At 61.3% G+C, this 18,087-nt stretch carries 17 protein-coding genes and 1 pseudogene; 11 read left to right on the plus strand and 7 right to left on the minus strand.

The features are described from left to right. Nucleotides 1–4: 4 nt before the first annotated feature. Both YUO_RS0125320 and rpiA read right to left on the minus strand, forming a co-directional pair. Nucleotides 5–550, minus strand: a complete 546-nt coding sequence (locus YUO_RS0125320; protein WP_028349790.1) for a DUF2059 domain-containing protein — start codon at nt 548–550, stop codon at nt 5–7. A 24-nt stretch (nt 551–574) separates the two neighbouring features. Next, nucleotides 575–1,273 (minus strand): ribose-5-phosphate isomerase RpiA, encoded by a 699-nt coding sequence (gene rpiA / locus YUO_RS0125325; RefSeq protein ID WP_028349791.1) that lies wholly within the window; start codon nt 1,271–1,273, stop codon nt 575–577. Nucleotides 1,274–1,434: 161 nt separating this feature from the next. On the opposite strand from rpiA, the gene YUO_RS0125330 reads away from it, so the two are divergent. The 6 genes from YUO_RS0125330 to YUO_RS0125355 all read left to right on the plus strand — a co-directional run bounded on the left by YUO_RS0125330 (nt 1,435) and on the right by YUO_RS0125355 (nt 8,194). Next, complete coding sequence (locus YUO_RS0125330) at nt 1,435–2,127, plus strand: HAD hydrolase-like protein (RefSeq protein ID WP_028349792.1); 693 nt, start codon at nt 1,435–1,437, stop codon at nt 2,125–2,127. A 141-nt stretch (nt 2,128–2,268) separates the two neighbouring features. Then, nucleotides 2,269–3,297, plus strand: coding sequence for a GTP 3',8-cyclase MoaA (gene moaA / locus YUO_RS0125335; protein WP_028349793.1), 1,029 nt, complete (start codon nt 2,269–2,271; stop codon nt 3,295–3,297). Between the two features lie 249 nt (nt 3,298–3,546). Next, nucleotides 3,547–4,086, plus strand: a complete 540-nt coding sequence (locus YUO_RS0125340) for a TRAP transporter small permease subunit (protein ID WP_028349794.1) — start codon at nt 3,547–3,549, stop codon at nt 4,084–4,086. Then, nucleotides 4,083–5,690, plus strand: coding sequence for a TRAP transporter large permease (locus YUO_RS0125345; protein WP_028349795.1), 1,608 nt, complete (start codon nt 4,083–4,085; stop codon nt 5,688–5,690). The genes YUO_RS0125340 and YUO_RS0125345 overlap by 4 nt, the downstream gene beginning before the upstream one ends. A 238-nt stretch (nt 5,691–5,928) precedes the next feature. Continuing rightward, on the plus strand, nt 5,929–6,510 hold the full coding sequence (locus YUO_RS0125350) for a TRAP transporter small permease subunit (RefSeq protein WP_028349796.1): 582 nt from the start codon (nt 5,929–5,931) through the stop codon (nt 6,508–6,510). Nucleotides 6,511–6,538: 28 nt separating this feature from the next. Then, nucleotides 6,539–8,194 carry a TRAP transporter large permease gene (locus YUO_RS0125355; RefSeq protein ID WP_028349797.1) on the plus strand — a complete coding sequence of 552 codons (1,656 nt, stop codon included), beginning with the start codon at nt 6,539–6,541 and terminating at the stop codon, nt 8,192–8,194. 91 nt (nt 8,195–8,285) lie between these two features. Here the strand turns inward: YUO_RS0125355 and YUO_RS0125360 are convergent, their stop codons facing one another. The 4 genes from YUO_RS0125360 to YUO_RS0125375 form a co-directional block, all read right to left on the minus strand. Further along, nucleotides 8,286–9,374, minus strand: a complete 1,089-nt coding sequence (locus YUO_RS0125360) for a TRAP transporter substrate-binding protein (RefSeq protein ID WP_028349798.1) — start codon at nt 9,372–9,374, stop codon at nt 8,286–8,288. Between the two features lie 171 nt (nt 9,375–9,545). Further along, nucleotides 9,546–10,634 (minus strand): TRAP transporter substrate-binding protein, encoded by a 1,089-nt coding sequence (locus YUO_RS0125365; protein ID WP_028349799.1) that lies wholly within the window; start codon nt 10,632–10,634, stop codon nt 9,546–9,548. Nucleotides 10,635–10,815: 181 nt separating this feature from the next. Further along, nucleotides 10,816–11,949 (minus strand): Mrp/NBP35 family ATP-binding protein, encoded by a 1,134-nt coding sequence (locus tag YUO_RS0125370; protein ID WP_028349800.1) that lies wholly within the window; start codon nt 11,947–11,949, stop codon nt 10,816–10,818. Nucleotides 11,950–12,193: 244 nt separating this feature from the next. Beyond that, complete coding sequence (locus YUO_RS0125375; RefSeq protein ID WP_028349801.1) at nt 12,194–12,631, minus strand: VOC family protein; 438 nt, start codon at nt 12,629–12,631, stop codon at nt 12,194–12,196. Between the two features lie 167 nt (nt 12,632–12,798). On the opposite strand from YUO_RS0125375, the pseudogene YUO_RS0125380 reads away from it, so the two are divergent. The 5 genes and pseudogenes from YUO_RS0125380 to YUO_RS0125400 all read left to right on the plus strand — a co-directional run. Next, nucleotides 12,799–13,677: pseudogene (locus YUO_RS0125380) on the plus strand (NAD(P)-dependent oxidoreductase); the annotation flags it as partial. Nucleotides 13,678–13,879: 202 nt separating this feature from the next. Beyond that, nucleotides 13,880–15,484, plus strand: coding sequence for a sensor histidine kinase (locus YUO_RS0125385; protein ID WP_028349803.1), 1,605 nt, complete (start codon nt 13,880–13,882; stop codon nt 15,482–15,484). A 46-nt stretch (nt 15,485–15,530) separates the two neighbouring features. After that, nucleotides 15,531–15,734 (plus strand): DUF1289 domain-containing protein, encoded by a 204-nt coding sequence (locus tag YUO_RS0125390; protein ID WP_028349804.1) that lies wholly within the window; start codon nt 15,531–15,533, stop codon nt 15,732–15,734. 28 nt (nt 15,735–15,762) lie between these two features. Continuing rightward, entirely contained in the window at nt 15,763–16,320 is a 558-nt protein-coding gene (locus YUO_RS0125395; protein ID WP_028349805.1) for a TIGR02281 family clan AA aspartic protease, read from the plus strand. A 348-nt stretch (nt 16,321–16,668) separates the two neighbouring features. Further along, complete coding sequence (locus tag YUO_RS0125400) at nt 16,669–17,379, plus strand: hypothetical protein (protein ID WP_028349806.1); 711 nt, start codon at nt 16,669–16,671, stop codon at nt 17,377–17,379. A 134-nt stretch (nt 17,380–17,513) separates the two neighbouring features. Here YUO_RS0125400 and YUO_RS0125405 read toward each other — a convergent pair whose 3' ends face one another. Beyond that, entirely contained in the window at nt 17,514–17,996 is a 483-nt protein-coding gene (locus tag YUO_RS0125405; RefSeq protein ID WP_028349807.1) for a MarR family winged helix-turn-helix transcriptional regulator, read from the minus strand. Between the last annotated feature and the right edge of the window lie 91 nt (nt 17,997–18,087).

Below are 18,087 nucleotides of genomic sequence, written 5' to 3' on the forward strand. Positions count from 1 at the left end.
AAGATCATATATCCTTGCCGCGCTTCTTCATCTCGGCGCGGAACTGGCCGTTGATGACTTCAGCAAATTGCTGTGCCCACTGGTTCATGTAGGACATGCTGAACTGAATGGCGCGGGGCTCGTTCGCGAGCAGCTTCTGGCCGAGCGGCGACTTGTAGAAGGTCACGAGGTCCTTCAACTCCTGCTCGGTGAACTCATTGGCGTAGACCTGCGCCATGCCTTCGCCGATCTCCTTTTCGCGGCCGGCGAGATTCTTGGCCACGATCACCGCGACTTCGTTGAGATCCTTCTGATAGTTCAGATTGCTCTGCATCAGCACGTTCTTGGTCTGCTCGACGAGATTGGGAACGGCATTGGCGTACATCGCCGCCGCGTTCTTCATCGCCAGGATTTCCTTGGCGGCGGCGATCGCCGCCGGTGAACCGGGCTTGAGTGGCGCGGTCGCAGGCGCCGCGGGCGCGTTCTTCTGCTGCGCGCCGGCCGGAGCGCCGGTCAGGGCCAGCCCCACCGCAAGGCCGGCCGCCGACAAAATCCGTGAAAGCCTCTTCATTCCAATTCTCCTCGATTACCGGCGTTACCGCCGCTCAACTACGCGAATTCCCTGGGCACCTGCCAGGACGGCGGTGCTGGCCAGGCCAATGAACAACCCGTGTTCGACGACACCCGGGATCAGGCTCAACAGGCCCGCCAGACGCGGCGCATCGGCGATGCGCCCGAGATGGGCATCGATAATCCAGTGGCCGCCATCGGTGACAAAAACGTGGCCGTCCTTGCCCTTGCGGAGCCCCATTTGCCCGGAAACGCCGCTTTGGGCAAATGCCGCGGCCATGGCCCGCTGGGTGGCGGCCAACCCGAACGGAATCACCTCTACAGGTAGGGGGAAGCGGCCGAGAACATCGACCCATTTGGTATCGTCGGCAATCACGATCATGCGATCGGATGCCGCTGCCACGATCTTCTCCCGGAGCAGCGCCCCACCGCCACCCTTGATCAGGTTGAGGGCGGGATCGACCTCGTCGGCGCCATCGATGGTGAGGTCGAGCCGGTCGACTTCATCGAGCGTGGTCAGCGGAATTTTGCAGGCTTCGGCCTGGGCGCGGGTCGCTTCCGAGGTCGGCACGCCGATCACCTTCATCCCGCCGGCAACCCTCTCGCCGAGCAGTTCGACAAAGTGCCTGGCGGTCGAACCGGTGCCGAGCCCGAGCTTCATGCCATCCTGCACGTGCTCCAGCGCCCGTGCCGCCGCTTGCCGCTTAAGTCCATCCATATCCACGCTGACGATGCTCCCAGAATCCGCTGATCCGCGGGCGCATGTCTAGCGTCGTTTTGGCTTTGGGAACAGCGCCGCGGCCCGTCTAAATTGCCAGAAATAGGTTGTCCGCTGTGTCGGGGCTGCACTTGCATGAAGGCGCGCCTGCCGCTAGCGAATTCCGGATGAGCCTTCCCCGCACTGTAGTCTTCGATCTCGACGGCACACTGGTCGACACCGCGCCCGACTTGATCGCCGCCCTCAATTTCGTGCTTGATCGCGAAGGATTGCCGCCGGTGCCGCTGCGCGCCGCGCGCAACATGATCGGCGCGGGCGCCCGCAAGCTGATCGAACGTGGGCTGGAGCTGGAGGGCCGTGCGACAAGCACCGACGACATCGACCGTCTCACCAGGGATTTTGTCGATTATTACGGCGCCCATATCGCAGTGGAATCGCGCCCCTTCGAGGGTCTGGAGGCTGCCCTCGACGATCTCGAGGCGCAGGGCTGTCGTTTTGCGGTCTGCACCAACAAGCTGGAATGGCTGTCGAAGCGGCTGCTCGACGAACTGGGATTGAGTGGACGATTCGCCGCGATCTGCGGCGCCGACACGTTCGGCGTCGCCAAGCCCGACCCCGTGATCCTGCAGCAAACGGTGGCGCGCGCCGGCGGGGATATCGGTGCGACCATCATGGTGGGTGACGCGGGACCTGACGTCGGCGTCGCCAGGCGGGCCGGCGTTCCCGTGATCGGGGTCGAATTCGGCTACACCGACGTTCCGATCGCCCAGCTCAAGCCTGACCGGCTGATCGGGCATATGCGCGAATTACCGGCCGCCGTGGATGGCCTCAGCCGTCGCTTTACGGATTTAACTGCTTGATTTTGCATAAATTATTGGACCGCCACGCGCCAGGTCCGCCCTGTCCCGCGGCCCCCTCTGAGAGGTTGCGATTGTAGGCGCCTTACAAGGTGCCTAGATTATGCTAGCGAACCAGCGTGCGGCCCTTTAGAGGCAGTTTGAATGAGCGGCTTCCCGTCACCCGATCATCTGATACGTCCGATGGTCGATCCCTTCGGCCGGACCATCCGGTATCTGCGCGTGTCGGTCACCGATCGCTGCGACCTGCGCTGCTTCTACTGCATGTCCGAGGACATGACGTTCCTGCCGAAGAAGGATCTCCTGACGCTGGAGGAACTCGACCGGCTGTGCTCGGCCTTCATCGCCAAGGGCGTGCGCAAGATCCGCCTCACCGGCGGCGAGCCGCTGGTCCGGCGCAACGTGATGTCGCTGGTGCGCTCGCTGTCGCGGCATCTTGGAACCGGCGCGCTCGATGAGCTGACGCTGACCACCAACGGCTCGCAACTGGCGCGCTTTGCGGCTGAACTGCGCGACTGCGGCGTGCGCCGCGTCAACGTCTCGCTCGACACGCTTGATCCCGCAAAGTTCCGCGCCATCACGCGCTGGGGCGATCTCGACCAGGTTTTGGCCGGCATCGAGGCTGCGCGGGACGCAGGGCTTGCGGTCAAGATCAATGCGGTGGCGCTGAAGAACATGAACGAGGAAGAGATCCCCTCGCTGATGGAATGGGCGCACGGCAAGGGCATGGCGTTGACGCTGATCGAAGTCATGCCGATGGGCGACATCGGCGAAGGGCGGATCGACCAGTATGTGCCGCTGTCGCTGCTCCGTGCCCGCCTTGCGCAGCACTATACGCTCACCGATCTCGACGACAACACCGGCGGCCCCGCCCGATACGTCCGCGTCACTGAGACCGGCGGCAAGCTCGGCTTCATCACGCCGATGACGCATAATTTCTGCGAGTCCTGCAACCGCGTACGGATCACCTGCACCGGCACGTTGCACACCTGCCTCGGCCATGAGGATGCCTCCGATTTGCGCAAGCCGTTGCGCGCGTCCGCCGACGACGACCTGGTCTCGGCAACGATTGATCGCGCCATCGGGTTGAAACCGAAGGGCCACGACTTCATCATCGACCGCCGGCATAATCGCCCGAGCGTCTCGCGCCACATGAGCGTGACCGGCGGTTAGATCTTTTCGGTTCTGATTGAATCAGTACCGGGCTCTAGCTACCGCAACCCCTATAGTCCGACGCATTTTCCGATTGACGCTGTTGCAGCACGCTGGAATGGTGCGGCTGCTTCACGCCAGCATGGCTGGACAGGCCACGCACCTAAACGGAGCGGCGAAGACGGCGGAAGCGCAAGAAGGGGGAGGACGATCGATGCCATCGATCGCGACATCGGCGATGGCGTCGTGGCCACCGCCTGGGCAGGTATGATGCGGCCGTTGTTAGCGCTCAGTGCCGGCATCGATCTGCTCAACGAAAAGATCGGCAATCTCTGCAACTTTCTGGTCCTCGCAGCGTGCACGGTCAGCGCCGGCAATGCGATGATCCGCTGCGCGTTCGGCTATAGCTCCAACGGCTGGCTCGAACTGCAGTGGTACATGTTCGCCATCTTCGTGATGTTCGGCGCCTCCTACACCTTTAAGCGCAACGAGCATGTTCGCGTCGAAATCTTCTATTTGATGCTCTCTGAACGCGGCCAGCTCTGGCTCGACCTGATCGGAACGCTGTGCTTCCTGATCCCGGCCTGCCTGCTGCTGACCTGGCTGTCCTGGCCGTTCTTCCTGCAGGCCTACGCCGTCGGCGAGGAATCCAGCAACGCTGGAGGCCTGTTGCGCTGGCCGATCAAGCTCGTCGTGCCCGCAGGTTTCGTGATGCTCGCACTGCAGGGCGTCTCCGAGGTCATCAAGCGCGTCGCCGCGCTGCAGAATCTCGTGACCATCGATGCCAGGTACGAAAGACCGGTGCAATGATCACGCTGGAAATGATGCCGCCGCTGATGTTCGGCGGACTTATTCTGGCGATGCTGATCGGCTTTCCCGTCGCATTCACGCTGGCGGCGGTCGGATTCTCGTTTGGCTTTCTCGCGATCCATCTCGGCTTTTTCGACTTCAGCTTCATGCAGGCGATTCCAGGCCGCATCTTCGGCAGCGTGCTGGCCAACGAATTGCTGCTGGCGATCCCTTTCTTCACGTTCATGGGAGCCGTCCTCGAACGATGCGGCCTGGCCGAAGACATGCTGGATTCGATGGGCCAGTTGTTCGGCCCGGTGCGCGGTGGACTAGGCTACTCCGTCATCATCGTTGGCTTCATTCTCGGCGCGATAACCGGCACGGTGGCGGCCCAGGTGATCGCCATGGCACTGATCTCGATGCCGGTGATGATCCGCTATGGCTACAATATGCGCTACATCACCGGCGTGCTGGCGGCCTCGGGCACCATCACCCAGCTCGTGCCACCGTCGCTGGTGCTGATCGTATTGGCCGACCAGCTCGGCAAGTCGGTCGGCGACATGTATCTCGGCGCCTGGGGGCCGTCGCTGTTCCAGATCGCGCTGTTCGCCGGCTACACCTTTCTTCTCGGCATCATCAAGCCGGACCACGTGCCGCCGGTGCCGAAGTCGGCGTTGACGCTGACCGGCTGGCCGTTGTGGCGAAAATGCCTGATGGGAATCATCCCCTCGGCGGTGCTGATCTTCGTCGTGCTCGGCACCATGATGCTGGGCCTGGCGACACCGACCGAAGCCGGCGCGATGGGCGCCGTTGGCGCCGTCGTGCTTGCCGCAATACACCACAAGGAATTCAGCGCCGCCGGCAACAAGGTTCTGCTGATCGGCATCGTCGCCGCAGGCGTCGGAACGATTCTCGGAATCCTCTACACGGGCAGCTTTCTCTTCAAGATCGCCTTCGCAATCACCTATCTCGGCGTGATCTGGATTTGTCTGGAAGCCGTGCGCATCCCCGACCTCCGCGACCTCATCCGTCAGGGCTATCAGTCGACGATGCGCCTCACCTCGATGGTGGTGTTCATCCTGATCGGTTCGACCTGCTTTTCCGTGGTGTTCCTCGGCGTCTCCGGCGGCGTCTGGCTGGAGCACATGCTGACCTCGGTACCCGGCGGGGTCTGGGGCTTCCTGATCTTCATCAACCTGTTCATCTTTTTCCTGGCGTTCATCCTCGACTTCTTCGAAATCGCCTTCATCATCCTGCCGATGGTTGCGCCGATTGCGCAAAAGGTGCTGGCGCCAGTGGTCGGCGCGGATGCGGCGCTGATCTGGTTCGGCGTGATGCTGTGCGTCAACATGCAGACGTCGTTCCTGCATCCGCCGTTCGGGTTTGCGCTGTTTTACCTGCGTGGCGTGGCGCCCAAGGAGGTCAAGAGTTCCGACATCTACTGGGGAGCGATTCCCTGGATCGGCCTGCAGGTCATCATGGTTGTGCTAGTGATCGCTTTTCCCTGGACCGTTACCGCGTTGCTGGACAAGCCGGTGAGCGCGGAGGATCTCAGCAAGATCAGAATTGAGGTTCCGCAGATCGAATTGCCGCCGCTGGATTTAGGTCCGCTCAAGCAGCAGTAGAAACTACCCCTGAAAACAATGACTCGTTGACGAAGTCGCGCCTACGGCCTGCCGCCTGGGCCAAGACGCAATGGTGTTCCGCAGACGAAATATTCCCCTTCAATATCAACAAACTTCCGATTGACGGCGGCAACGAGCGCTGGTTTGGTGCATCGGCTTCATGCTAGCTCGGCAGGATAAGCCGGCTGCGCCTAACCGCGCGGTCAAGACAGCAGAGGTCAGTCTGGGAGGGTAATCGTTGCAATCGCTCTTGAAATTGAGCCGGGGAATCGACGCGTTCACGCGTTGGACGGGCAAACGCCTGGCGTGGCTCATTCTGATAGCCGTGCTCATCTCGGCCACCAACGCGATCGTGCGCAAGACTTTCGACGTGTCGTCAAATTCCTGGCTGGAACTGCAGTGGGTGCTGTTCGGCGTTGTCTTTCTGCTGTGCTCGCCGTGGACGATGCTCGACAACGAGCACATCCGCATCGATATCGTAAACAACCTGTTTTCCAAGCGCTGGCGGGATATCGTCGACATCATCGGCCACGTATTTTTCCTGATGCCACTCTGCATCGTGATGATCATCACCGGCGGTCCGTTCTTCATGCGCTCGGTTGAAATCAACGAGCAGTCCGGCAATGCCGGTGGCCTGCCGCAATGGCCGGCCAAATCGCTGATCATCATCGGGTTCGTGTTCCTGTTCGCTCAGGGCATTTCCGAACTGATCAAGCGAATCGCCGTGATGCGCGGCCTGATTCCAGATCCACACGCATCGCAGATGCATGCTCTCGAAGCCGAGGTCGAGCACCTCGTCGAGGCGATCGAAAAACGCTGATCGTCGGGCGCGCTCTCAGGGGGACTAGATGACTGCTTTTCTCATCGCCAACATGGCGCCGATCATGTTCGCGTCACTGGTGATTATCCTGCTGCTGGGCTATCCGGCGGCATTTTCGCTCGGCGCGGTTGGACTGATCTTCGCCTTTGTCGGCATCGAGCTTGGCGAGTTCCGCCCGGACTTCCTGCAAGCGCTGCCTGAGCGCGTCTACGGCGTGATGAACAACGACACGCTGCTCGCCATTCCGTTCTTCACGTTCATGGGACTGGTGCTCGAACGGTCGGGCATGGCCGAGGATCTGCTCGATACCATCGGACAATTGTTCGGCACGATCCGCGGCGGCCTCGCCTATGCCGTCATTTTCGTCGGCGCGTTGCTGGCGGCGACCACAGGTGTCGTTGCCGCTTCCGTCATCTCGATGGGCCTTATCTCGCTGCCGATCATGTTGCGCTATGGCTACGACCGAAGGATGGCCTCCGGCGTCATCGCCGCTTCCGGTACGCTAGCGCAGATCATTCCTCCCTCACTCGTCCTGATCGTGATGGCCGACCAGCTCGGCAAGTCGGTCGGCGACATGTACGAGGGCGCGTTCGTCCCGGGAATGGTGCTTGCCGGCCTGTATGCCGGCTACGCGTTCCTGGTAAGCATGATCTTTCCCAAGGCTGCTCCGGGTCTGCCAGCGGAGGCGGTCGGTTTCCGTGAGCCCAATGGCAGCCGCGGACTTTGGTCGCTCGGTGTCCTCTTCATTGTCAGTTGCGTATTCGGCTGGTTCATGATGCGCTCTTCGGAAGCGCGCGGTGCCGATTACGTCGTGCTCAGCATGTTCTATGGCATCCTATTCGCCTTCTTCGTGGCTGTGGTGAACTGGTTGATCCACAAGGTCTCCGGCTTCCGCTTTCTCTCGGCAATGGCGCAGCAAACCACGTTCGTGATGGTACCGCCGCTATTCCTGATCTTCCTGGTGCTCGGCACCATCTTCATCGGTGTCGCTACACCGACCGAAGGCGGCGCGATGGGCGCAGCCGGCGCACTTATTCTCGGCGCCGCCAAGCGCCGGCTGAGCTGGGATCTGATCCGGCAAGCGACGGAATCGACGGCCAAACTGTCGGCCTTCGTGATCTTCATCCTGATCGGCGCGCGCGTTTTCTCGCTGACCTTCTACGGCGTGAATGGCCACATCTGGGTCGAGCATCTCTTGACCTCCCTGCCCGGCGGACAGATCGGTTTCCTCCTTTTCGTCAACGCCCTCGTCTTCGTCCTGGCCTTCTTCCTCGACTTCTTCGAACTGGCCTTCATCATCATTCCGCTGCTCGGACCCGCGGCTGAAAAGCTCGGCATCGACCTGATCTGGTTCGGCGTCATTCTCGGCGTCAACATGCAGACGTCGTTCATGCACCCGCCGTTCGGATTCGCGCTGTTCTATCTGCGCTCGGTGGCGCCAAAGGAATCCTATATCGACCGCGTCACCGGCAAGCGCATGGATCCTGTGACGACCGGCCAGATCTATTGGGGCGCGGTGCCGTTCGTCGTCATCCAGGTCATCATGGTGGTGCTGGTCATCATGTTCCCGGCGATGGTGATGCACTACAAGGGCGCGGCGTCGACGATTGATCCGAACTCGATCAAGATCGAGGTGCCGCAGATCGAATTGCCGCCGCTCGATTTCGGGCAGCCCAAACAATAGCGCCCCGGCTCAAATCATCCGCTTCCCCCAAATAAAGAACCCCGGAGCTTTCGCTCCGGGGTTTTGTTTGCTTCGCGCAGGTTCGACGAAATCAGCCCTGCGAGTGACGCGCCATGAAGCCGTCGTATCCGAGTTCGGCCACCTGGAACCATGAATAGCCGTTGTTCGAGAATGACGTCAGCGATTCATACACCTTCTTGAAATCGGCGTTACCGGCCGCGACTTCGCTGTGCAATTCCTTCGCCGCCTTGTAACAGGCTTCCATCACAGGCGCCGGGAACGGGCGCAGCTTGGCGCCGGCTGCGATCAGCTTGCGCAACGCGGGCGGATTAGCCTGATCGTACTTCGCCATCATCCAGTTGTTGGCGTAGTGGCCGGCTTGCTCGAGAACCGACTGATAGTATTTCGGCAAGGCATTCCACTTGTCGAGATTGACGAAGGCCAGCAGCATCGGGCCGCCTTCCCACCAGCCGGGATAATAGTAGTTGGGGGCAACCTTCGCGAAGCCGAGCTTCTCGTCGTCGTAGGGGCCGACCCACTCCGCGGCATCGATGGTGCCCTTTTCGAGCGCCGGGTAAATGTCACCGCCGGCGATCTGCTGCGGGACGACGCCAAGCTTCTGCAGCGCGCGACCGGCAAAGCCGCCGATGCGCAACTTCAGCCCCTTAAGGTCGTCCGGCGTCTTGATCTCCTTGCGGTACCAACCGCCCATCTGCGCGCCGGTATTGCCTGCGAGCAGCGAGGTCACGTTGTACTTCTTGTAGAATTCGTTGAGCAGATCCCTGCCGCCGCCAAGCATGTACCAAGCCTGGTTGAGACGCATATTCGGCCCGAACGGCACCGCGGAGCCGAAGGTGAAGGTCGGATCCTTGCCGAAATAGTAGTATGACGCGGTATGGCCGATCTCGACGGTGCCGTTCTGCACGGCGTCGAGAACCTGCAGGCCGGGGACGATTTCACCGCCGGCAAATGTCTGGATCTGGAACTTGTTGTCGGTGGCTTCGCCGACCATCTTGGCCATCAATTCGGCACCGCCATAGAGCGTGTCCAAGGACTTCGGCCAGCTCGTCGGCATGCGCCACTTGATTTCGGGCAAGCCCTGCGCAATCGCGGGCGCTGCGATCGTTGCAGCCCCTGCCGCACCCAAGCCGGTTACTTTGAGAAAGTCTCTTCGCTTCATATTTCATCCCTTTGGTTGTGCCGATCAGCCTTCGTGTCGAGGCTTGGAACCGAGCATGAAGCATCCGGCCGCCAAATTCCATAAGCAATTGGATGCAAACGCAAAAAAGCCCGACCTTCCTGCGAAGGCCGGGCTTTCTTGTAAGCTTTTGGGACAGGTGTGCGGGTCAGATCAGCCGCGCGTGCGCGAACGGATCATGAAGCTGTCATAGGTATACTCGGCGACCTGCCACCACAGATACTGGTCGGAGCGATAGGCCTGCATTGCGTCGATGGCCTTCTTGAAGTCCGCGTTCTTGCCGGAAATTTCGGCCCACAATTCGTTGGTCGACTTCAGGCAAGCTTCCAGCACTTCGTTGGTGAAGGGACGAAGCTGCGTGCCGCTGGCGACAAGGCGCTTCAGTGCCGCGGGGTTCAGCATGTCGTAGCGCTGATTCATCCAGGCATTGGTGTTCGCCGCCGCGTTGGTGAGAATGCCCTGGTAGCTCTTCGGCAGTTCATTCCACTTCTCGAGATTGGCGAAGGCGTGGACCGTCGGGCCGCCCTCCCAGAAGCCGGGGTAGTAGTAGAACTTCGCGACCTTCTGGAAGCCGAGCTTTTCGTCGTCATACGGACCGACCCACTCGGCGGCATCGATGGTGCCCTTTTCGAGCGCCGGATAGATATCGCCGCCGGCGATCTGCTGCGGCACCACGCCAACCTTCTGCAGGACCTGGCCAGCGATGCCGCCGATGCGCATCTTGAGGCCCGACAGATCGGCAACCGTCTTGATCTCCTTGCGGAACCAGCCACCCATCTGCGTGCCGGTATTGCCGCAGGGGAAGCCGATCACGCCGGACTTCTTGAAGAACTCATTGGCGAGGTCGTTACCGCCGCCTTGCGCCAACCAAGAGTTCTGCTGGCGCGCATTGAGGCCGAACGGCACGGCCGAAAAGATCGCAAAGGTCGGATCCTTGCCGACGTAATAGTACGAAACCGTGTGGCACATCTCGACGGTGTTCTTGGAGGTCGCGTCGAGTGCCTGCAGACCCGGAACCAGCTCGCCGGCCTGGAAGACCTGGATCTGGAATTTGTTATCGGTCATTTCGGCGACCTGCTTCGCCAGGTGCTCGGCACCGCCGTAGATAGTGTCGAGCGACTTCGGGAAGCTCGACGTCAGGCGCCATTTGATCTCAGGCGACGATTGCGCGATCGCCGGCGAGGCAACGGCTGTCGCGGCAGCACCGGCCGCTGAAACCTTCAAAAAATCACGACGCTTCATTCAAGCTCTCCTTCGGGTCGTTCCCCAAATTTCCTCGAGCGTTCCTCCGGCGGGACGAATTCCATGGCATCCGGGGCGCTCTGGCGGGGGCGCTTTAACACGGAAGTTCGCGCCAGAAAACGCGACAAAGGCATGACTGCACTGATTAAACGAAAGTCGTATGGGCGCGAATAAGGCGACTTCAGGCCGCGGCAATCGCGCCCTGAAGCTGGTCGCGAACTTTGGTCCCGATGGCCCGGTAGACCGCGGCATGCGGGCCGTCAGGCTGGCTCGCGACCACAGGATTACCTTCGTCCGAGGTGGTCCGAATCGACATGTGCAGCGGGATTTCGCCCAGGAATGGGACACCCAGCCGCTCCGCCTCATGGCGCGCGCCGCCATGGCCGAAAATGTCCGAGCGCGTGCCGCACTCGGGACACTGGAAGTAGCTCATGTTCTCGATGAAGCCGAGCACCGGCACGTTGACCTTCTTGAACATCGCAAGCCCCCGCCGCGCGTCGATCAGGGAGAGGTCCTGCGGGGTTGAGATAATCACCGCTCCCTTCAACGGCACGTTCTGCGCCAGGGTCAATTGCGCGTCCCCCGTACCGGGCGGCATGTCGACGACGAGAATATCGAGCGTGCCCCACGCCACGTCGCGCAGCATCTGGGTGATCGCCGACATCACCATCGGCCCGCGCCAGATCATCGCAGTGTTTTCCTCGACCAGGAAGCCGATCGACATGATCGAAAGCCCAAAACGCTTGATCGGAATCATCTTGCGATCGTCGTTGAGCTGCGGCTTCTCATTGATGCCGGAGAGCCGCGGCACCGAGGGGCCGTAAATGTCGGCATCGAGCAGCCCGACCCGCAGGCCGAGGTCGCGCAGGCCAAGCGCAAGGTTGAGCGCGGTAGTCGACTTGCCGACACCGCCCTTGCCCGAGGCCACCGCGATGACGGCGGCAACGCCAGGAATCTCCGCCTGCTTCGACATCGGCGACGCCGCGCCCTGCGGCGGCCGGTGGGCGGAAGCGGGTTGCACGCCATGCGCATGCCGATGCGCCGCGGGCGCGGCCTGCGGAGCACCGGGCTTGCGCTCGGCCGTGAGCGCGATCATCGCCATGCTGACGCCGGGGATCGCGCGCACTGCAGCTTCGGCTTGCGCGCGCACGCTTTCCCAGACTCTAGCCTCGGCGGCGTCGACATTGATGGAGAAGAACACCTTGCCGTCGGTGACCGAGATCGCCGATAGCACGTTGGCATTGGTCAGTGGCACGCCGCGCGGCGAGGCCACCCGGCTAAGGGCATCGAGAACCTGTTGCTGCGTTACGCTCACTCGCGTCTCCTGAAGCCCTTGCAGTTCCGAGCGAGAACCGGGCCCTACTCGCTTGTTTTGACGCGCATTCTTGATGCGAACCTGACCTGCTCCGGACCAAGTCCGAAAGTAGGGCCCCGTTCCAATACGCCGGAGCATGATCTCTGCGCAAACGCATTCCGCGTTTGTCGCGAGGAAAACCGGTCCCCACTTTTCCGGATCATGCTCGTCCGATGCGACCCATAGAGCGATTCAGCCCAAAAGGCTATCTCGCTCCTACGTCATCCCACCGCTCCGCGGGGGCGGCAGCCGCCTGCTCCTTCGCCGCCTCGTAATTCAGCTCGATCATCACGCCATTGGGGTCATTGACGAAGATTTGCCAGAGGTCACCGCCCGGAACCTGCCGGGAGTCATACGCCATGCCCTTCTGTTCCAGCCGCCGTTTCATGCCGTCAAAGCCGTAGCTGGCAAACGCGACATGGTGGACGACGCCGGAATCGGGCTTCTGCGGCTCGTCGGTCTTGGAGATATCGACGAGGTGCACCACCGCCTTGCCCTCGCTGTACATCCACGCCCCGGGAAATGCGAAGTTCGGCCGGGCGCCCTTTTCCAGGCCCAGAATGTCCTCATAGAACCGGACCGTATCGGCAAGGTTGCGGGTCCGGATGTTGAAATGGTCGAGCACGCCCACGCTGACGCCCATGCGATGTCACTCCCTTTTTTGTGAGGTTCTTGAGGAACCTATCCTAGCACGAATCCGGCTCCGCCCACCAACGAAGGCGTTGCCCTCCCCTGCGCAGTGGTTATGGTGCGGCTCCTCCAAAAACACCGTCCGGCCGGCCCAACGTCGCCGGCGAAAACTCCAAGGTAACACACATGGCTAAAGTCGCTTTTCTCGGTCTCGGCGTAATGGGCTTCCCCATGGCAGGACATCTGGCGAAAAAAGGCAGCCACGAGGTGACCGTGTACAACCGGACCGGGGCCAAGGCGAAGGAGTGGGCGGACAAGTTCGGCGGGCGCACCGCGCCGACGCCGAAGGCCGCGGCGGAAGGTCAGGATTTCGTGATGTGCTGCGTCGGCAACGACAATGACCTGCGCGCGGTCACGATCGGCACCGATGGCGCCTTCGCCGGCATGAAAAAGGGCGCGGTATTCGTCGACCACACTACCGCCTCCGCCGAAGTCGCCCGCGAGCTCGATGCTGCAGCCGTTAAGGCGGGCTTCAAGTTCATCGACGCGCCGGTGTCCGGCGGCCAGGCGGGTGCGGAAAACGGCGTGCTGACGGTGATGTGCGGCGGGAAGGAAGACGCCTACGCCGCTGCCGAGCCAATCATTTCCGGCGCTTATGCGAGAATGTGCAAACTGCTCGGGCCCGCCGGCGCCGGACAGCTCACCAAAATGGTCAATCAGATCTGCATTGCAGGTCTCGTCCAAGGCCTGTCGGAAGGCATTCACTTCGCCAAGAAGTCCGGACTCGACGTCGCGGCCGTGATCGAGACCATCTCCAAGGGCGCGGCGCAGTCCTGGCAGATGGAGAACCGCTACAAGACCATGAATGACGGCAAGTTCGACTTCGGCTTCGCCGTCGAATGGATGCGCAAGGACCTCTCGATCTGCATCGCTGAGGCCCGCCGCAATGGCGCCAACCTGCCAGTGACCGCCCTCGTCGATCAGTTCTACGCCGAGGTCGAGAAGATGGGCGGCAAGCGCTGGGATACGTCGAGCCTTTTGGCCCGGCTTGAGCGGTGAGTTAAAGAAACAGGTTAAGACAAAGCGCAAAGCCCCCGCTTCTTATCCAGTCAGAAGCGGGGGTTCCGTCTGCCCGACAGGTTAATTTTAACTTCCTGTTTACGAGAATTTTTAGCTCTTTAAGTCATCGCTTAATGATTTAGCGGCACAGATAGACAATGCAAAAGCCCGCGCAGTTCGCGGGCAGGATTTGTGTTGTTCAATGAGTAAGCCCGCAGAGAAGCCCGAGGTTGTCCAGCTTCCGGCAGAAGCGCCGGTCGCATCAGCGGTCAACACCCGGCGCGTGGCGGCGCAGCGGGTGCGCGAGGCGCGTGATCGGTTAACGTCGACCAGCGGGACCCGCCCCGCCTTCGATACCGAATTGCTCCGACAATACGCCCAGACCCGGGTATCGGCTTCCTTCGTGGTCATGCTGCTGGTGGTTGCGACCGGCGTTCTGTTCGGCCTCTGGAAGTATGCCGTGCCGGCCGCGGTCTGGACCGTCGGCATGCTCTGCATCCATTTCACCATCATTCGCAACTGCAAGCGCTTCCTCAGCGAGCAGCCTAATCTCGCCGCCACGCGCAAATGGCAAACCCGCTTCGTGCTGCTCGACCTGCTCTACGGCCTGAGCTGGACGGCGATCCTGCTCGACCCTGCCGGCCTCGACGTCGTCTCGAACACGATGATGATGTTCCTGATGCTGCTGGTGATCGCGGTGTCAAGCATGCTGGCCGCGACGCTGCCCATTGCGGCGGTGGCGGCAACCGCGCCGGTGACGGCTGCGATCGCGCTCAATTTCGTGATGGGCGGAACCTTCGACAATTACGCGCTCGCGCTGTTGGCAGTCGCCGCCGAAAGTTATTTTGCGCTGCTTGCCCACCAGCTTCATTCGACGACGCTGGAGACGATCGAAGCACGCGCCGAGAAGGACGCGCTGATCGGCGAGCTCGAACAGGCCAAGGCGATTTCGGACGAAGCGCGGCACCGCGCCGAATCCGCCAACGTCGCCAAGTCGCGCTTTCTGGCGCAGATGAGCCACGAGCTGCGCACGCCGCTGAACGCGATCCTCGGATTCTCCGAGGTGATGAAGAGCGAAATCTTCGGCGCCCACGCCGTGCCGGTCTACAAGGAATATTCCGCCGACATCCATAATTCGGGCGTCCACCTGCTCAACCTCATCAACGAGATTCTCGATCTGTCGCGGATCGAGGCCGGCCGCTACGAACTCAATGAGGAAGCGGTGTCGCTGGTGCATGTCGTCGCCGACTGCCACCATCTGTTGAAGCTGCGCGCGACCAGCCGCGGCATCACCATTCATGAGGTGTTCGAGCACGGCATGCCCAGGATCTGGGGCGACGAGCGCGCCACGCGCCAGGTCGTGCTCAATCTCATATCCAACTCGATCAAGTTCACTCCGCCGGGCGGCGATATCTGGCTTAAGGTCGGCTGGACCGCGTCCGGTGGCCAATATCTCAGCGTCAAGGACACCGGCTCCGGCATTGCCGAGGATGAAATCCCGATCGTGCTGGCGTCGTTCGGCCAGGGCTCCAACTCGATCAAATCGGCCGAACAGGGCGCAGGCCTGGGCTTGCCGATCGCCAAGAGCCTGATCGACATGCATGGCGGCACCTTCACGCTGAAATCGAAATTGCGCATCGGCACCGAAGTCATCGTCACCTTCCCGCCGGAGCGCGTGATGAGCGCGCTGGCGCCGATGGCCGAGGAGGCCCCGCCATTGCAGCCGGACCCCGCAATCACAGTAGCCGCCGAGGACAAGCGGCGGCCGCGTCACAAACCGATTATGAGTGCCGGCACCGGGTTGTAGCTGCAATCGCTTGCGCAAAGGATGCAAACCACTTCACTATCCAGCAATGAGCAAAGAAACGCCGTGTATCGCAGTCTGTATGATGGATCCCAAAACCAAACTCTGCTTCGGCTGCGGACGAACGTTGCCGGAGATCGCGCGCTGGCACCGCATGGAAACGGCGGAGCGATTGGCCGTGATGGAAGGGCTTGCGGCGCGCATGGTGGATGCGGGCCTAGTTCCGATGCCGCCGCGCACCGAGCGCGGCTGATCACCGGAGGAAACGGCGGAGGCGCCAAGTGATCCGCATCATGCTCGTTCTGGCGATGCTCGCTGCCACCGCCGGCGCCGTCGTCGCGTATGGCGATCCGAACCAGATCGCGCGCGCCAGCAACTCGGTATCGAAAATGCTATGGCAACGCAGCCTGGAGCCGGCGCCCGCTGTGGAGATCGCACGCGGCAAGGCCGGCGAGTTCGCGCTGCACGCCAAGATCAACGGCGTCAAGGCGCCGATGGTGATCGACACCGGCGCAACGTCGGTGGTGCTGACCTGGGAAACGGCGAAGGCGATCGGCCTGCCGACCGAGATGCTCGAGTACAACGTCGAACTCGAAACCGCCGGCGGCCACACCAAGGCGGCGCGGCTAACCCTCGATCGTCTCGCGGTCGGCGGCCTCGTCGAGAAATCGGTCCCGGCGCTGGTGGTGCCGCGCGGGTTGATGAAGACCAACCTGCTCGGCATGAGCTTTCTGGACCGGCTGGAAAGCTGGGGCGTGCGGGCCGACAAGCTGAAGCTGCACGGCTATCCCGAAGTGGCGGCGTCCAACCGCAAACGCACCCGGTCGGCTGCGAATTAGATTTGGCTGTTGTTCACGGCTGCTTAGGGTCCAGGAGCGGCGCTAAGCAGAGATGCCGATATCGATGCAATGGGCCAATAGGCGACATACCGGCAAGGAACGGCTTTTAGTTGATGTAACCTAGTTCACATACCGAAAAACGCCACCGTAGTATTCCTTGATCCGATATCGCGTCGCTTCCGCAGCCGTTTTGAAAGCTGCGCACTATCCCAACTCGATCGTTCGAGAACTCAAACGTTCTTTTTGAATAACAGGTTTGCCCTTCTGCAAACCACTCCACGCGGACGATACTGAAGGAATTGTCGGATTGCATTGCGGGGCGCAGTAACGTGCGCCAGGTAGGTCGCCATGGACCGAACTGTTGGCAACGAAAGCGGTTACCAGGCCATACAAAGTGGCGGTACTCTCCTTGTTGCGATGCTCTGCATCGCCCTCTTCGCGAGCGAAGCCAGTGCTCAATGTACTGCGCGAGACGTCCTGCAGAAGCGCTTGATGTTTAAGCCAAGTCCTTCAGCTAATACTCCGCCAATTCTGATCAAATCCGCCTTCGCTGTTCCGGTGTGGAGAACGATCACAGTAGGGACGTTTGCAAATTCGTTTGCCCTCATTAACGCGTTGGATGCAGCAGGCTGTGGCATCGGAGGCTTGGCTGAGGAAATTCTCGCTCGACCGGCTTTCAGCGTCGGCACCACGAAAACAAACGTGGAGCTTTTTGCGGTGTCGGCGGCCGAACTCGGCTTTCAGACCGATACCGCGCCGCTAGCAGACGTTTATGCGCGCGCTCGACAATTGGGCTTCGGACTTGCCGCAGCAGAAGTAGCTCCGCAACTAAGGCTCCAGTATTTTGACCAGCCGATGGGTGAGTTTGTTATCGGGATGGAGCCGATCAAAACGTGGAAAGGCGAGCCTGTCATTTTAACCGTGGCCAATGGCGGAGCGGGATTAGTCCTCATCGGCCGGGATGGTAGCGCCGACGCAGAAATACCTGTGGCGTCCCGCTTTTTGTTCGTGCGGTCCAATGAGCCTGCGTTAGCGAAGGCGGCCCTTGGGGCTCGGTGAGGCCGCAACGCTCGGCCACGCCGGGCAGATCGTTCGTTCCCCGCGATCGACCTACAGTCACGATGATCTCGCCACTGTGCCAGCAGACATCTTGGAGCGAATGGCGCGCTCCATCGCTCGTGCGTTACGGAAAGTTAGACTCTCGCCTTCGCCGCCTTGCGCGCCTTGTTGACTTCCTCGATTTCGGGCTCGATCGAATTTAGGCTCTCGTAGATTTCTGCGAGCACCGTCTTCAGATCCGAAACGTTCTTCGACGGAAAATTGCGAACCGCCACCTCCTCGAAATGGATGGCGATCGGGATCAATTCTTCCACCAGCGTCCGCCCCTTGGGCGTGAGGTTGATCGCAACCGTGCGCGCGTTGTCCTTCAGCCGCGTGCGCGTCACGAGGCCTCGCCGCTTCATCTCCCCGACCAGGCGCGACAGCGTCGATATCTCGATCGTCGTCATGTCGGCGAGATCGCCGAGGCGCTGATCGCCTTTTTCCCAGAGCGCGGCCATCACGCGGTACATCGGTAATGTTACGCCATAGCCCGCGATGCGCCGGGAAAACAGGTCGCCCATCCGCACGCCGACGCGGTTGAGCATGTAGGGCAAGGAATTCGTCAGCCGGTACAAGGTCTTGCGTCCCGCTTTGGTGCAACTTTTGCATCCCTCCAATAGCCGGGCGCCGATCATTTTTCAAGGCAATTGTTGCAATTGAAAGTTT

Source organism: Bradyrhizobium murdochi (assembly GCF_000472965.1).
Taxonomy (GTDB): Bacteria; Pseudomonadota; Alphaproteobacteria; order Rhizobiales; family Xanthobacteraceae; genus Bradyrhizobium; species Bradyrhizobium murdochi.

Excerpts from the sequence above, each read along its gene's own strand:
- YUO_RS0125320 (WP_028349790.1), bottom strand. The coding sequence starts at position 550 with ATGAAGAGGCTTTCACGGATTTTGTCGGCGGCCGGCCTTGCGGTGGGG.
- YUO_RS0125330 (WP_028349792.1), top strand. The coding sequence starts at position 1,435 with ATGAGCCTTCCCCGCACTGTAGTCTTCGATCTCGACGGCACACTGGTC.
- moaA (WP_028349793.1), top strand. The coding sequence starts at position 2,269 with ATGAGCGGCTTCCCGTCACCCGATCATCTGATACGTCCGATGGTCGAT.
- YUO_RS0125340 (WP_028349794.1), top strand. The coding sequence starts at position 3,547 with ATGCGGCCGTTGTTAGCGCTCAGTGCCGGCATCGATCTGCTCAACGAA.
- YUO_RS0125345 (WP_028349795.1), top strand. The coding sequence starts at position 4,083 with ATGATCACGCTGGAAATGATGCCGCCGCTGATGTTCGGCGGACTTATT.
- YUO_RS0125355 (WP_028349797.1), top strand. The coding sequence starts at position 6,539 with ATGACTGCTTTTCTCATCGCCAACATGGCGCCGATCATGTTCGCGTCA.
- YUO_RS0125360 (WP_028349798.1), bottom strand. The coding sequence starts at position 9,374 with ATGAAGCGAAGAGACTTTCTCAAAGTAACCGGCTTGGGTGCGGCAGGG.
- YUO_RS0125365 (WP_028349799.1), bottom strand. The coding sequence starts at position 10,634 with ATGAAGCGTCGTGATTTTTTGAAGGTTTCAGCGGCCGGTGCTGCCGCG.
- YUO_RS0125375 (WP_028349801.1), bottom strand. The coding sequence starts at position 12,631 with ATGGGCGTCAGCGTGGGCGTGCTCGACCATTTCAACATCCGGACCCGC.
- YUO_RS0125385 (WP_028349803.1), top strand. The coding sequence starts at position 13,880 with ATGAGTAAGCCCGCAGAGAAGCCCGAGGTTGTCCAGCTTCCGGCAGAA.
- YUO_RS0125390 (WP_028349804.1), top strand. The coding sequence starts at position 15,531 with ATGAGCAAAGAAACGCCGTGTATCGCAGTCTGTATGATGGATCCCAAA.
- YUO_RS0125400 (WP_028349806.1), top strand. The coding sequence starts at position 16,669 with ATGGACCGAACTGTTGGCAACGAAAGCGGTTACCAGGCCATACAAAGT.